Below are 14,402 nucleotides of genomic sequence, written 5' to 3'. Positions count from 1 at the left end.
AGCTCCTGAGGGGGCGCCTGATGCTCAGGCGCGAACCGACGCAACCTGGCTGCGTCGGTGGAACGGACGCCGACTAGCGGCAGTCGGTTAGGGCCATATCGAGGGCAGAGACCATCTGGCCCGCCTCATCGGCCGTGAGGGTCAGGGGCGGCGAAAGGACGATCTTGTTGCCGATCGGCCGCACCAGCACTCCGGCGCGTCGTGCCTCGTCGGCGATGCGCGAGGCACGGCCGGACGCCGGATCGAGCGGCTCGCGGGTGGCCTTGTCGGCCACCAGGTCCAGGGCGATCATCAGGCCCTTGCCGCGCACCTCGCCGACCACTGCGTGGCGCTCGACCAGCGGCTGCAGTTGCGCCAGCAACTGGGCGCCGACGGTGGCCGCATTGCCCGGCAGGTCCTCGGCCTCGACGATATCCAGCACCGCCAGGGCCGCGGCGCAGGCCGTCGGGTGGCCGCTGTAGGTGTAGCCGTGCATGATGACGTTGCTGAAGCCCGGGCCGTTCTCGATCGCATCGGCCATGCGCTGGTTGAAGACCGTCGCGCCCATGGGGATGTAGCCGGCGGTGATGCCTTTGGCCAGGCACAGGACGTCCGGGGCGACACCCCAGCCGCGACTGCCGAGCATGCAGCCGGAGCGACCGAAACCGGTGACCACTTCATCGGCAATCAACAGGATCGCGTGGCGATCACAAACCTCCCGCAGGCGCTTCCAGTAGTGCGCCGGCGGCACGATCACGCCCCCCGCCCCCTGCACAGGCTCGGCCACCATTGCAGCAATGGTCTGCGCGCCCAACAAGGCAATCTGGTCTTCGAGCTGGCGGATACAGTGCTCCGTCAACGCCTCGGGGTCGCGGCAATCCCAGGGATTGCGATACAGCCAGGGAGTGTCGAGCAGATGACAGCCGGCCAGCAACGGACCGTGGTTGTAGTGGTACACGCCGTTGCCGCCCACCGAAGTGCCGCCCATGTGCACGCCGTGATAACCATTGCGCAGCGACAGGAAGCGCGTGCGGCCCGGTTCGCCGCTGGCGATCCAGTACTGGCGGGCCATTTTCAGGGCGGTCTCGACGGCATCGGAACCGCCGGAACTGAACAGCACCCGCGCCATTTTTTCCTGGGCGAACATCGACGTCAGGCGCTCGGCCAGGTCGAATACCCGTGGATGGGCAATGCCGTCGAACGTCTGGTAATACGCCAGCTCATCCAGTTGCGCGGCAATGGCGGCCTTCACCGAGGCGCGGTTGTGGCCGATATTGACGTTCCACAAGCCGCCTACGCCGTCGAGCATGCGGTGGCCGTCGATGTCCGTGATGTAGTTGCCGTCGCCGCTGGCGATGATCAAGGTCCGGGCCCGGTTCGCCGGGGCCGATGAACTCATCGGATGCCAGAACTTCTTGGGTGCTGTCTTATATTTCTCGTACATGACTGTTGCCCTCACTCGGTTTCAAGCTTGCGTACGTACACCAACTGCTGGGAGGTGAATTCCAGCAACCCTTCCAGCCCGAACTCGACGCCAAAGCCGGACAGCTTGCAGCCACCGAAAGGCGTGTTCGGTTGAATTTGCGCGTGACAGTTGACCCAGGCCACACCGCATTCCAGGCGACTGGCAAGAGCCTGCGCCTGGGCCAGATCCGTACCCCAGACCGACCCGCCCAAGCCCATGTCGCTGGCATTGGCGCGGCGCAGGGCGTCCTCGACATCCTGGTAGGCGATGACCGGCAACACCGGGCCAAACTGTTCTTCGTCGACCAGGCGCTGGCCGTCGGTGACATCCATCACCACCGTCGGCGGATAGAAAAAGCCCGGGCGGTCCAGCCGCGCACCGCCACACAACACACGGGCTCCCTGGGCCTGGGCGTCGCTTACCAGCCCGGCGACAAGCTCCAGTTGCTCAAGGTTCTGTACCGGGCCGAAACTCACGCCAGGCTCCAGGCCGTCGCCGACCACCTGACGCCGGGCGATGGCCGCCAAGGCCTCTGCGAAGGCCACGTACTGGGATTGGTGCACGTACAGCCGCTTCAGCGCGGCGCAGGTCTGCCCCATGTTGAGGAAGGCCGCCTGGAAGATGTCTTCGACCACCTGTTCCACTGGCGTGCCCGGCAACACGATCGCCGCGTCGTTGCCACCCAACTCCAGCGTCAGGCGCTTGAGATTGTCAGCCGCACCGCGCATCACACTCATGCCGGTGTCGGTCGAGCCGGTGAAGACCACTTTGTGAATGCCCGGGTGCCGAGCGATTGCACGGCCGAACCCCTGCTCGCCGGTGACGATGTTGATCACGCCCTGGGGGACATGCCGGGCGATGATCCCGACCAGTCGTAACGTGCTCAGGGGCGTCAGGCTCGAGGGTTTGCTGATCACGCAGTTGCCGGCGCGCAGGGCCGGCATGATGTGCCATACGGCGATCATGAAAGGCCAGTTCCAGGGCGTGATCGACGCCACCACGCCCAAGGGCTTGCGGTGCAACTCGACACGCTGGGCGGGGGTTTCTTCCACCAGTTCTACCGGGATCTGCTGTTGCCCGGCGTAGCGTGTCCAGGCCGCGGCCCCCATGACTTCGGAGAACGCCAGCGCCATGGGCTTGCCTTGCTCCAGAACGATCAGGCGAGCCAGTGCTTCGGCGTCGCGCTCGATGTCCGCGGCAATGGCCAACAGGCGCTCGCAACGGTCCTCATGGGCGGTGCAACGCCAGGAGCCAAACGCCCGCTGGGCAGCGTCGACGGCCTGGTCCAGCTGGGCCAGCGAGCCGGCGGGGCAGCGGGCGAATGCTCTGCCGGTCGCCGGGTTGATCACCTCGAAGTGACCGTCCTCGCCGTCCACCGGCTGGCCGTTGATGAGCATTTGATAATCGTGCATGACACTTTCCTTTCGCGCACCGACAAGCCGTCCGGTACACGGACGGGTCGGTATTTTTCGTAGGGGTTGAACGGGGCCGCGGGGCTTAGAGCTTATGGCTACCCAGTGCCTGGTATCGCTGCGGCGCGGTCTTGCGCAGTCGCGCGGCCAGGAGCACGCCGCCCAGCAGGGCCGCGGGGATGATGGCGCAGAGGCCGTAGGACAAGGCCACGCTGGCACCCGTCAGGACATCGAAATGAACCACTGCCAGGACCAGGACCGCCAGCAGCGCCAGGCAGGAAAAACCGGGGAAGATCCGCCCGCGCCAGATGCCCAGCTTGAGCTCGGGGTGGCGCCGGAAGAAGACCAGCACCGCCGCCGACGTGATCGCCATCAGCAGGATCACACAAAGCGTGGCCAGGTTGGACAGCCAGGCAAAGAGTTGCAGGATCGGGTCGGCGTCCATGGCGGCAAAGATCAGCACGATCACCGCAGAGATCAGGCTCTGCAACGCCGAACCCATATGAGGGCTCTGGTGGACGCGGTGGGTCGTGCCCAACTGGCGCGGCAGCAGGCCGTCACGCCCAATGGCATAGAAGTAGCGCGCCGCGGCGTTGTGGAAAGCCAGCAGCCCGGCATAGATGCTGACCATGAACAGCACGCGGATGATTTGCGTCAGGTACGGGCCGACAAAGTGGTCAGACATGCCATAGATGAAGGTGGTCGGGTCTTGCAAGGCTTGCAGCGTCGGGACGATCTTGTCCGCGCCGACGCCCACCACCATCGCCCAGACCGACAGGGCGTAGAACCCGCCGATCAGCAGGACCGAACAGTAAGTGGCAATCGGGATCGTGCGTTGCGGGTTCTTGGCTTCTTCACCGTAGATGGTCGTGGCCTCGAAACCGATGAACGCCGCGAAGCAGAACAGCAGGCCGATGGACGGCGTACCGCTGAGCACATGGGTGCGATCGAACGAATCGAGATTGATGCCGCTGTCCCCGCCGGTCTTGAGGATGGCGAAGTCCAGGGTCAGGATGGCCAGGTACTCGGCGATGACCACCACCGAGAGCAACCGGGCCGAGAGATCGATCTTGCGATACCCCAGGATCGCGACGCTGATCATCGCCATCAACGAATACGACCACCAGGGCAGCACCAGGCCGAAGACACTGGCCATGGTGCCGCTGACGACGCCCCCGAACATGCCATAGAGGCCGACCTGGAGGATGTTGTAGGCGAACATCGCCAGCACCCCCGCCGCCCCGCCGGCCAGGCCACCCAGGCCTCGGGCGGTGAAGGCATAGAAGCCACCGGCGTTGGTGACATGGCGGGACATGGTGGTATAGCCCACCGAGAACGCCAGCAACACCATCAAGGCCAGGATCAGCAATGCCGGTGTGCCGGCGCCGTTGCCCAGCATGATGCCAATGGGAAAGCCGCCGGCGATCACACTCAGCGGGCTCGCGGCCGAAACCACGAAAAAGATGATGAAGCCGACGCCCAGGGCACCACGTTTCAGATCTGTCGAGCTGTTGATCGGGATAGATACACTCATTTTCTTGACCTTATTGTATGAGGCAGTCGCTGCAGGATCGGCGCGGTCAACCACTCACCGGCACCGAACAGCTTGTCGTTCTTGTCGCACGCTGGATTCGATCCTATGCCGGCCCATGAACGCCTCGCTATCCCAAATTGGTAACATCGGCAGGCTTGCCCCAAAACAGGTCAAGACGCTCCGCGAGCGCCTGCCGATTCGGGGTGCACGGGAGTGATCCCGTCCAGGCAAAGGGTTTATTTCGCGCCAATGTCCGGCGCTGCTCCCCGCTCGTGGGGCGCCGCCGCGCCGTTCAAGCGTGGGCGCAGTGGGCGATGGTCGCGCGGGCGGTATGGGACGGCAGTTCGGCGAACAGCGCCTGGTACTCCGCCGCAAAGTGGCTCAGGTGATAGAAGCCCCACTGGGCGGCGGCATCGCCAATCGAAAGATGGGATGCCGGAGTGGACATCAAGGTCCGGCGCACGCCGTTGAGGCGTACGGAGCGCAGGTAATTGAGCGGCGTCGTCTCCGCCACGGCGCGAAAACTGTTCTGCATGGTTCGCCGGCTCACCTGGAGTCGTTGGCACAACTCACTCACGCTGGGCACGTGGTTCATCTCGGCGGTCGCCAGGCGATGGCATTTCTCGACGATGAAGCTGCGGGTGGAACTGGGGCTGCGCTGGCGCTTGTCGCAGGCCGGATCGGTCATCAGTTGCAGCAACTCGCCGAGCATGGCCTGCTCCAGCTCCCGGTCGCGGGCGCTGTCGAGCTCTTCGCTCACCAGTGCCTGGGAGAAGACCGCCAGCAACCGACGCCGGGCGTCCGCGAAGCGCTGGGTGGACACCCTGATCACCGGCTGTCGGAGCAGTTGGCTGATGTCCTTCGCCGACGCGGTCTGCACCAAGGCCTCCTCGAACAGCTCACGCTCGAAGGTGATGGACAGCAGCTCCATGCCCATCGGCATATGGAACATGAACTCCTCGCCACCGTGGAGGAAGAACAGGCTGCTGTCGTCCACGTCACGCCCCTGCATCCGGATCGAACCCGGGACGTTGATCGGCACCGCGAAGCACATCTTGCCGGCCGGGGCCACGCCGTGCTGCACGACACGCTGGTTGATCTGCTCGCAGAAAACATGGCAACGGGCGGTGCTCAACTGCATGAGCGAACTCTCGGCCGAACCGGCGGTGAGCTGGTTGTAATCCTGGCTCCATTCCTGGACCGTGGCCGCGTGGACATGGACGTCCTTGAAGTGACTTATGTTTATGTTTCTCATATTTCGCGAAAGCCCCGTTCAATATTATTGTTTTTATCCTGCCTTCCCGGGCGATATTCTCACAAAGATCAGATTCTGCAAATTCCATCACGTGACTTCAACGCGTGGCCACTGGCATTCGCTCAGTGTATCCATGTGCCGATTCGGGCTACCGGCCAGGATCGCACTCTGGGGATGATCGACATACTACAACCGACATCCAGAGAGACCGTCATGAGTGAAGCCAAGCTTGAATCCCTCCACTTCGCCGATGCCCCGCGAATCACTTCCAGCACCCTGCCCGGCCCGATGGCCGCCGAGGCCCTCGCGTTGTCGGCGCGTACCGAGTCGATGGCGCGCGGCGGCGGTCGCATGCCCGTGGCCATGGACCGTGCGTTTGGCGCAACCTTCAAGGACACGGACGGCAACACCTACATCGACCTGTCCGCCGGCGTAGGCGTCAGCAGCGTAGGCCGTTGCCACCCGAAAGTGGTGCAGGCCATTCGCGACCAGTCCGAAGTGCTGATGCATGCCCTGGAAGTCAACAGCACCCGCCGCACCGAACTGGCGGCCAAGCTTTCCGAGATCGCTCCCGAAGGCCTGCGCGGCGACTGCATCACCTTCTTCACGCAAAGTGGCAGCGATGCACTGGAAGCGGCGATCAAGTTTGCCAAGCGTATCACCGGGCGGCACCAGATCATCGCCTTCCACGGCGGCTACCACGGCGTGTGGAACGCCTCGGGCGCGCTGACCACGGGCACCGCCTACCGCAAGGGCTACGGGGCCATGATGGGCGGCGTGATCCATGCGCCCTACCCGTATGCCTACCGCTTCCCATTCGACACCACGCACAAGAGCGCCGAGCAGATCGCCGGCGATTACGTGGACTACCTGCTGAACACACCCTATACCGCCGCCGACGACGTGGCCGCGGTGATCGTGGAGCCGGTGCAGGGCGAAGGCGGCTACGTGCCGCCCTCGCCGGAATTCCTGCAACTGTTGCGCAAGGCCTGCGACCGCAGCGGTACGCTGCTGATCGTCGACGAAGTGCAATCCGGCGCCGGGCGCACCGGCAAGATGTGGGCGGTGGAGCACTCCGGCGTCAAACCCGACATGCTGACCTTCGGCAAGGGGATCGGCAGCGACCTGCCGATGGCCGGACTGATCATGCGCTCGGACCTGGCGGCCGCCATTCCTGACGGTTCGATGCCCAATACCTTCGCCGCCAACTCCCTGTCCGCCGCGGTGGCCCTGACCAACATCAGCATCCTGCAGGACCCGGACCTCGACCTGCTCAACCGCGCCCACACCCTGGGGCTCGAAGCCCAGGCGCGCATCCGCGGTTTCAACAGCCCGCTGGTCGGCGAGGTCCGCGGACGCGGCCTGATGATCGGTATCGAACTGGTTGCGGACCCGGTCACCAAGGCGCCGCTGGAAGGCGCGAAGATCGGCCAGCTCATGGGCTACCTGCTGAACCACGGCGTGCTGATGATCCCCTGCGGTCGCTACAGCAACGTGATGCGCGTCATGCCTTCGCTGACGATCTCACGGGCGCTGTTCTTCAAGGCACTGGACATCTTCGGCGACGCCCTGGCCTCCCTCGAGGCTTGAGGCTGTCTCGCCCAACACTCCCTATCATTCAAGGCCTTTAACATGACCCAGCACCTGAATCACTTCATCGCAGGCGCGACCTTCGAAGCCTCCGACGGTGGGCGCCTGCCCCTCATCGACCCTGTGACCGAGCAACAATACGGCAGCTGCGCCCGTGGCACCCGCGAGGACGTGGATCGCGCCGTGGAAGCGGCCCACGCCCAACTGGAAGGCGGCGCCTGGAGCCAGCTCGACGGCGCCCAGCGTGCACGGCTGCTGTTGAAACTGGCGGACCTGGTGGAGCGCGACACCGATCGGCTGGCCGACCTGGACGCCAATGCCATCGGCCGCTCGCCCATCGAGCCGCGGCGCCTGGACATACCCAACGTGCTCGCCAACCTGCGTGCCGCCGCCGGCTGGGCCAACCAACTGGAGGGTCGCACCATCCCCTCCGGCGGCTACTTCGGCACCCGCACCCTCTCGTACACCGTGCGCGAGCCGGTGGGTGTCGTGGGCGCCATCGTGCCCTGGAACTCGCCCCTGATGATCACCGTCTGGAAACTCGCCGCCCTGCTCGCCGCGGGCTGCACGGTGGTCATCAAACCGTCGGAAGAAACGCCACAGTCGGCCTTGCACCTGGCCGCGCTGGCCCAGGAAGCCGGATTCCCCGACGGCGTGATCAACGTAGTCACCGGCGTAGGTGCCGAAGTGGGTCGGGCGCTGTGCGAACACCCGCATGTCGCCAAAATCAGCTTCACCGGCAGCCCCGAGGCCGGACGCGAGATCCAGCGCACCGCCGGTGTGCTGTTCAAGCGCGTGGCCCTGGAGCTGGGAGGTAAGAGCCCGCAGATCGTTTTTGCCGATGCGCCTTTTGACGACGCGCTGCGTGGCTGCACACTCGGCCTGTTCGCCAACCAGGGCCAGGTCTGTGCGGCCGGCTCACGCATCCTGGTGCACCGCAGCCTCGCGGAACGCTTCGCCGCCGCCCTTGCGCAAGCCGCGCGCACGGTCAAGGTGGGCGATCCGCGCCTGCCCGATGTGCAGATGGGCCCGGTCGCCAAGAAAGCCCAGTTCGAACGCGTCAACCGTTACATCCAACTGGGGATCGACCAGGGCGCCACACTGCTGGCCGGCGGCGTGTCGAACCCCGGAAAAGGCTGGTTCGTCCGGCCGACGATCTTCGCCAATGCCCGCAATGACATGGCGATCGCCCGAGACGAAATCTTCGGCCCGGTCGGCACGGTGATAACGTTCGACAGCGAAGAAGAAGCCGTGACGCTGGCCAACGACTCCAGCTACGGCCTGGCCGCCACCGTGTGGACCAGCGACCTGGTGCGCGCCCATCGCGTCGCGGCGGCAGTGAAGGCCGGCGCCGTGGGCGTCAACTGCTGGAGCCCGTTGGACGCCAACCTGCCGTGGGGTGGCGTCAAGGCCAGCGGGATTGGCCGTGAAGGCGGGATTACCGGCGCGCTGGCCTACACCGAGGAGAAAGTCATCACCGTACTGTTGCCGACCTGAAAACACTCACTGCACCGGACCGAACCAGCGTCCAGGCCGCGCAAGGCCTGGACACTGGCCGGCCGGACATGCAGCCCCGATGCCTTGATGATCAATGAAGAGACTGCGATGAACAGCACAAATCAAGCGACAATTGATCGGTATCCGACGTCCTTGCGGTTACTGCACTGGGTGCGCGCCGTGCTCGTCACCGGCCTGCTCTGGGCCGGCTGGCACATGACCGGCCTGGCTGATGAAGTGGCGAGCAAGTACGAACTCTATTACCCCTGGCACAAGTCCTTCGGGGTGCTGGCGTTCCTGCTGGTACTGGTCCAGATCGTCCTGCGCTCGCGAACCGTCGACCTGCCCAGGCCATTGAGCACCCTGGACCGACATGAACAGATCCTGTCGAACCTGGTGCAGCGCGCCATGTATGGGCTGCTGGTCGTCGTGCCGTTGATGGGGTACTCCATGTCGAGCACCTACACCATGAGCGACGGGGTGTTCTTCTTCGGGGTGAACCTGCCCGAACTGCTCTCGAAGAACGACGACTGGTTCGTCGTCTTCCAATGGCTGCACAAGGTGCTCGCCTACACCCTGCTCGCCTTGATCGTGCTGCACATCGTTGGTGCTCTCAAGCACCGTTTCCTTGACCGCGACCCTCGCAAGGATGTGATGCGCCGCATGCTCTGAACAGGCGCGGTACCTCCTCCCCCTTTTGCAAGCAGGCGCCACGATTCGTGGCGCCTTTTTTTGTCGTGCCCCCTAGAACGTTACCCAGACGATGAACTGGAAGTACGTGTTGGTCGCGGCACTGCCACTTTGCAGCCCGCCGTTGCCGAGCCACTTGTCGGGCTTGTAGAAACCCAGCAGCGGCGAGAGCGTGATGGTGTCCGTCACCATCCAATCCAGGAACAGGTCCACCTCCCGCGCGCTGTAGTCGCGCTCCTGTCGATCCGAGAGCTGGCGGAAGTCGAAGGCCATCGCGTTAAGGGTCAGTTTATCGGTCGGCTTGACCGAGAGGAGCACGTCGTTGGTGACCATGTTCGAGGTCAGCGAACCGGCGTAGTTGACCGCCACTTCACCCTGGTAGCGTTTGCGGTAGCCACCCTGGAACAGGAAGTCCCAGCCTTCGGAATAGCGCGCATATCGATAACTCACGGTCGGCTGCCACTTGATATCGGCGAAGGTGTAGCCGGCATCGAAGAACATGGCCCGTTGCGCCCCCGAGCGCTTTTCCTGACGCGCCACCTCGAAGGCGAAATCGGCATTCTCGATCCCGGCGTTGCCCTGCCCGCGAACACTGTAGATATCCATGCCCTTACGCTCCATCCGGTCGGCGAAGGCGTAGCGTTTCTCAACATCCAGGCCGCGGATATAGGTCGAGCCGATCGAGCCGACAGACGTTGTGTAGTCGACGGTGGCGGCCGCCACTTCGGTCTTGGACTGCCCTGGGTTATCCGACTTCAGCCACATCAGGCTGCCGTGAAGCCCCTGCGTCCCTCCCAGCTTCAAAACAGCGGTGTTGCCAAACGCCAGACGCGAGCCCAGGTAGAAGGCACCGCCGCGATCGAATCGGCCATCGACAACGCCCTCGATAGGGTTGAAGGCCCTACCGGGGTTGAACCCGTCGTCGGTGATCAGGAAACCGTCCACCGTCACCAGCTGTCGACCGAAAGAGAAGTCGACTCCGTCCTGGCCCAGCGCCGGTACCGACTCACCTGATTTCCATCCCAGGTAGGCATCTTCCAGCGCGGTGTCCCTTTCGCTCCCGTCCGTGTTCGACCCCGGATCCCCATCGCCCCACGTTCCCGAGCTGATCAAGCTCAAGCCACCATAGACCGAACCATCCGTGAGCTTATCCGTCGTACCGCTCAAGCCATATTTCACGAAACCTTCCTGCCAGCGCATGCTGCCGGGCTGCTTCTGCGGGTCACCGAGGTAGTTTTCCTGGCTGCCGAACCAGCCGAACCCGGCCCACAGGTCGGCGTTCAGGACGGTGGCGCCTTCATTCTCGTTGTACAGCTCGTAGCCCAGGGCCTGGGGCTCGAACGTGCAGAGGGCGACCAGTGAAAACATTGGGGCGTATGGGGGGGTGCGCATGACGTCTCTCCTGTTTTTATATTTATGAGGCGAGCCGGGAGTGTTTCGGCCAGGGTTGCCCATGCGGTAACCCAAATCAGCAAGTGCAATGCAGTGGTTTGCGCTTGCGATCCGTGGCGCGGCCGCGGGCCCCCGCTGGGCTGCGCAGCAGTCGCAGGAAACGGCTGGACATCGCACTGCAAAAACACTTGCGAGACCCGAGAGGTTGCCGTTTTGGGTTACGGCCTCGGTCAGTGCCGACCTTATGCTGGGGCCATAAGAACGTATAAGAACCGAGGCACCGCCATGACTCCCATGTCCCCATCCCCGTTATTGCGCCAGGGGCTTTGCCTGCTGGCTCTCGTCGCCAGCAGCGCACTGCCCACCGTGGTCACGGCCCACCATTCGTTCGCGATCTTCGACCAGACCCGGACGATCACGGTCAAGGGCGTGATCCAGCGCTTTGCCTGGACCAACCCCCATATCGCCATTTACCTCGACACCCCCGGCCCTCCGCCTCAGCAGATCAAGATCGAGACCGGCAGCGTCAACGCGTTGAGCCGCACAGGCTGGACGGCCGACTCGATCAAGGCCGGCGAGGACGCCGAGGTCACTTACAAACCGCTGAAAAACGGTGAACCGGGCGGGTTGCTGGTGGAAATCAAGATCGGTGATGTCGTGCTCACGGGCGGCGGCTGAAACCCATCGCGCCCCGGCTTCATGAGTACTCGACAGCACACAGATCAACAGGGTGGAGACGCTTGAATGAAACCGACACGAACCTTGAACCCGGCAACGATGTTGCTCGGCGTCGCCCTCATGGCGTTCGCCGGGATGAACGCGGCGGCAACGCCCAAGAGCCAAGGCACGGCCACACGCCCCGACATCAGCGGCACCTGGGAAAGAACCCCGGACGACTGGTTCGGCGAGAACCCGGACAACCCGGTGCACCCGGGCGGACCGATGGACCTGAAGGAACCCTATGCCAGTGAATACGCCGTGCTGAAGAAGCGCGAAGCCGCGGCGAACGAGGCCGGGACACCCTTGGCAACCACCAGCGCCCGATGCTTGCCAGAGGGCATGCCGGTGTTGATGGCGGCGCTGTTTCCCATCCAGATCATCCACGACGAGCAACAGGTGGTGGTCCTCGGCGAGTACCTCCAGCAAGTCCGCCGGATCCTCCTGAACGAAGCGATGCCGCCGAAGGAGAAACTGGACCCCACCTACCAGGGCCACTCGCGGGGCCATTGGGAAGACGACACCCTGGTGGTGGAAACACTCGCGGTGCGCACGGACGTGGCTTTCTACGACGTTCCCCACGGCAAGGACATGAAGATCACCGAACGCATCAGGCTGACGACACCGGACCATCTGGTGGATGAGGTGTTGATCGAAGACCCCCAAGTACTCAACCGCCCTTATCGCTTCACCTTCGAGTACAAGCGGTCCGACTACCGCATCCAGGAATACGTCTGCGAAAACAACCAGATCGTGATCGACAGCGAGGGCAAGACCAGCCTGCGGCGCGACTGACGCGACGCCCTTCAATCACCACTTGGCCCACAACTTCTGGAGAGTGCCCGGATGGAACGACTGATCGCCTCCCATTGCCTGCGACCGACGAGACTGGGCGCCTGCATGTCGCTGCTGCTGATGTCGAGCGCCTTCGCCGAGGTGCCCCGCATGCCCACGGTGATCGCCGTGCCACCGTCCGGCAAGCCACCGCTCTCTTCGGCAAACTATCCGGGCACCGAGTACAGCGACCTGGATGGGCAACGCTACGTCGAGCAAGAGTTCTACCTGCAAGGCGTGGCACCGGCCATCACCGCCAGCGGCCAGCAGCTCTTCGATGCGCCCTACACCACACGCATTCTGGTGCGTAAACCGGCGGACCCGGCGCGTTTCAATGGCACCGTAGTGATCGAGCCTTTCAGTTGGTTCGGCGAGCGCGGTGCCGGATGGATCCTCACTCGCGACTATCTGCTGCGCCGCGGCTACGCATACGTCGGCTACACGCTGAACATCAACCGGCCGCCGGTCGACCCCAAGTTCCTCTCGGACACCCCGGCCGCCGAGGCCGAGCAGATTGCTCAATACGGGCGCATCGTCAACTTCGAATTCATGCGTCGCTTCGACTATGCACGCTACGCACCGTTGGCCAGCTACTACGACCCCGAACGCTTCACCCGCGGTAACGCGCCCGACCCATTCGCGCCGCAATCCCAGGGCATCGGGGCGCAACTGGCGTTGCTGCTCAAAACCCCATCGGCGCAAGGTCCGCTGGCCGGTCTCGATGTGCGCCGAATCTATGTCAACAGTTGGGCGGTAACCGCGCAAGTCTGGATGGACTACCTCGACCAGGGTCGGCACCAGCAATGGCGCATGCCCGACGCAACGCCCCTGATCGATGCCTACATGACTGGCCGCATGGCCTATGGCGAAGTGGGCGGCGACGTGATCCGGGTGCCGCGCCAGATGCCTGCCGGCGTGCCTTTCGTGACCGTCTACAGCCAGTCGGAACTGATGCACGACGTTATCGAAGGCATCGACCTGCCACCGGACACCGACAACCCGCAGATCCGCTATTACGAAGTGACCGGCATGCCGCACCTGCGATTGGCCGACCTCGGCACGGAGCACACCGAGAAGGTCGCCGCCGACATTGGCAAGGGTGACGACCCACAGTGCCGAACGCTGTATGACGAGCCGGCGGAGGTGGTCGTCGCGGCGCTGCTGGACGGCATGGACCAATGGGTTCGCGAAGGCAAGCCGATGCCCAGGGCCCAACGTGTGCTGCGCGCCGGCAAGACCGCCGCGCGCGACCCGGTGACCGGCAACCTCCAAGGCGGCGTACGCCCGCCGTGGATCCAGGTGCCCAGCGCGACCTATCTCACCGACCAGGAAACCGGCTGCGGCCTGATCTACGACACCAAGGCGCCTTATTCCAAGGAGCGCCTCGGCAAGCGCTATGGAAGCTTCAGCCAGTACCAACAGCAGTTCGAAGAGGCCAAGGCCACGGCGATCCAGCAAGGCTATCTGCTGCCGGAAGATGCGCCGGACCTGCGTCCGGTGGCGCGCCCCCAAGACTTCTAACCCCCCTGACCCAACACGGGAGAAAACCGATGTCATCAGCACCGATCATTGCCTGGCTCTACGCGACACCGGTGAGCACAGCCATCCGGGACATGCTCTGGGTCGTACCCACTGTCCAGTCCATCCATATCCTGGCTATCGCAGTGATCTTTGGTTGCGCCTTCATCTCCGATCTGCGGCTGGCCGGCCTGTTCGCCACGGACGAGCCCTTGGGCAGCGTCGTGCGCCGTTACTACCCGTGGATGCGTAACGCTCTCATCGTCCTGCTCGCCACAGGCCTGGTGATGTCCATCGGCGAACCCGACCGTGTCCTCGTCAACTCGACGTTCTGGCTGAAGATGGCCCTGGTAGTGGCCGCGTTCACCCTGGCCTGGTGGATCCGACGCCCCTTGCTGCGCCCTGCTGGGCAACCCCCGGAGGGTGCCAGCCGTCTGGTCAAGCCACTTGCCTGGCTGTCGATCGCCCTGTGGTGCGTGGTGATTTTCTGCGGCCGCTGGATCGCCTACACGATCTAAC

General features: G+C 64.1%; 12 protein-coding genes. 7 read left to right on the top strand and 5 right to left on the bottom strand.

The genetic code is table 11. The annotated features are described in order from the left end of the window. Nucleotides 1–73: 73 nt before the first annotated feature. The 4 genes from KI241_RS10700 to KI241_RS10685 form a co-directional block, all read right to left on the bottom strand. A complete protein-coding gene (locus KI241_RS10700) occupies nt 74–1,423 on the bottom strand; it encodes an aminotransferase class III-fold pyridoxal phosphate-dependent enzyme (protein ID WP_042731992.1) in 1,350 nt (449 codons plus the stop codon). Between the two features lie 11 nt (nt 1,424–1,434). Further along, the gene (locus KI241_RS10695) at nt 1,435–2,856 is read right to left on the bottom strand and encodes an aldehyde dehydrogenase family protein (protein WP_123578853.1); all 1,422 of its coding nucleotides are present in this window, start codon (nt 2,854–2,856) and stop codon (nt 1,435–1,437) included. A gap of 85 nt (nt 2,857–2,941) precedes the next feature. Continuing rightward, nucleotides 2,942–4,390, bottom strand: a complete 1,449-nt coding sequence (locus tag KI241_RS10690; RefSeq protein WP_123578852.1) for an APC family permease — start codon at nt 4,388–4,390, stop codon at nt 2,942–2,944. A 292-nt stretch (nt 4,391–4,682) separates the two neighbouring features. Continuing rightward, nucleotides 4,683–5,645 (bottom strand): helix-turn-helix domain-containing protein, encoded by a 963-nt coding sequence (locus tag KI241_RS10685; protein WP_042731995.1) that lies wholly within the window; start codon nt 5,643–5,645, stop codon nt 4,683–4,685. 213 nt (nt 5,646–5,858) lie between these two features. Between KI241_RS10685 and KI241_RS10680 the strand changes: the two genes are divergently transcribed. The 3 genes from KI241_RS10680 to KI241_RS10670 all read left to right on the top strand — a co-directional run bounded on the left by KI241_RS10680 (nt 5,859) and on the right by KI241_RS10670 (nt 9,404). Continuing rightward, on the top strand, nt 5,859–7,235 hold the full coding sequence (locus KI241_RS10680; protein WP_123578850.1) for an aspartate aminotransferase family protein: 1,377 nt from the start codon (nt 5,859–5,861) through the stop codon (nt 7,233–7,235). Between the two features lie 42 nt (nt 7,236–7,277). Further along, nucleotides 7,278–8,732, top strand: coding sequence for an aldehyde dehydrogenase family protein (locus tag KI241_RS10675; protein WP_042729189.1), 1,455 nt, complete (start codon nt 7,278–7,280; stop codon nt 8,730–8,732). Between the two features lie 108 nt (nt 8,733–8,840). Next, entirely contained in the window at nt 8,841–9,404 is a 564-nt protein-coding gene (locus KI241_RS10670; protein ID WP_042729190.1) for a cytochrome b/b6 domain-containing protein, read from the top strand. Between the two features lie 72 nt (nt 9,405–9,476). Here KI241_RS10670 and KI241_RS10665 read toward each other — a convergent pair whose 3' ends face one another. Next, nucleotides 9,477–10,814 (bottom strand): hypothetical protein, encoded by a 1,338-nt coding sequence (locus KI241_RS10665; RefSeq protein ID WP_123578849.1) that lies wholly within the window; start codon nt 10,812–10,814, stop codon nt 9,477–9,479. Nucleotides 10,815–11,099: 285 nt separating this feature from the next. On the opposite strand from KI241_RS10665, the gene KI241_RS10660 reads away from it, so the two are divergent. The 4 genes from KI241_RS10660 to KI241_RS10645 all read left to right on the top strand — a co-directional run bounded on the left by KI241_RS10660 (nt 11,100) and on the right by KI241_RS10645 (nt 14,401). Further along, nucleotides 11,100–11,492, top strand: coding sequence for a DUF6152 family protein (locus tag KI241_RS10660; protein ID WP_123578848.1), 393 nt, complete (start codon nt 11,100–11,102; stop codon nt 11,490–11,492). A 66-nt stretch (nt 11,493–11,558) separates the two neighbouring features. After that, nucleotides 11,559–12,326, top strand: a complete 768-nt coding sequence (locus tag KI241_RS10655) for a hypothetical protein (RefSeq protein ID WP_123578847.1) — start codon at nt 11,559–11,561, stop codon at nt 12,324–12,326. A gap of 51 nt (nt 12,327–12,377) precedes the next feature. Then, nucleotides 12,378–13,886, top strand: a complete 1,509-nt coding sequence (locus KI241_RS10650) for an alpha/beta hydrolase domain-containing protein (protein WP_080922045.1) — start codon at nt 12,378–12,380, stop codon at nt 13,884–13,886. Between the two features lie 29 nt (nt 13,887–13,915). Further along, on the top strand, nt 13,916–14,401 hold the full coding sequence (locus tag KI241_RS10645; protein WP_042729194.1) for a DUF6644 family protein: 486 nt from the start codon (nt 13,916–13,918) through the stop codon (nt 14,399–14,401). Nucleotide 14,402: the final 1 nt, after the last annotated feature.

It is taken from the genome of Pseudomonas sp. Cab53 (genome assembly GCF_018325965.1).
Classification (GTDB): Bacteria; Pseudomonadota; Gammaproteobacteria; order Pseudomonadales; family Pseudomonadaceae; genus Aquipseudomonas; species Aquipseudomonas chlororaphis_E.
The sequence above is the reverse complement of the archived record's forward strand: the minus strand, read 5'-3'. Positions and strand labels throughout refer to the sequence as shown.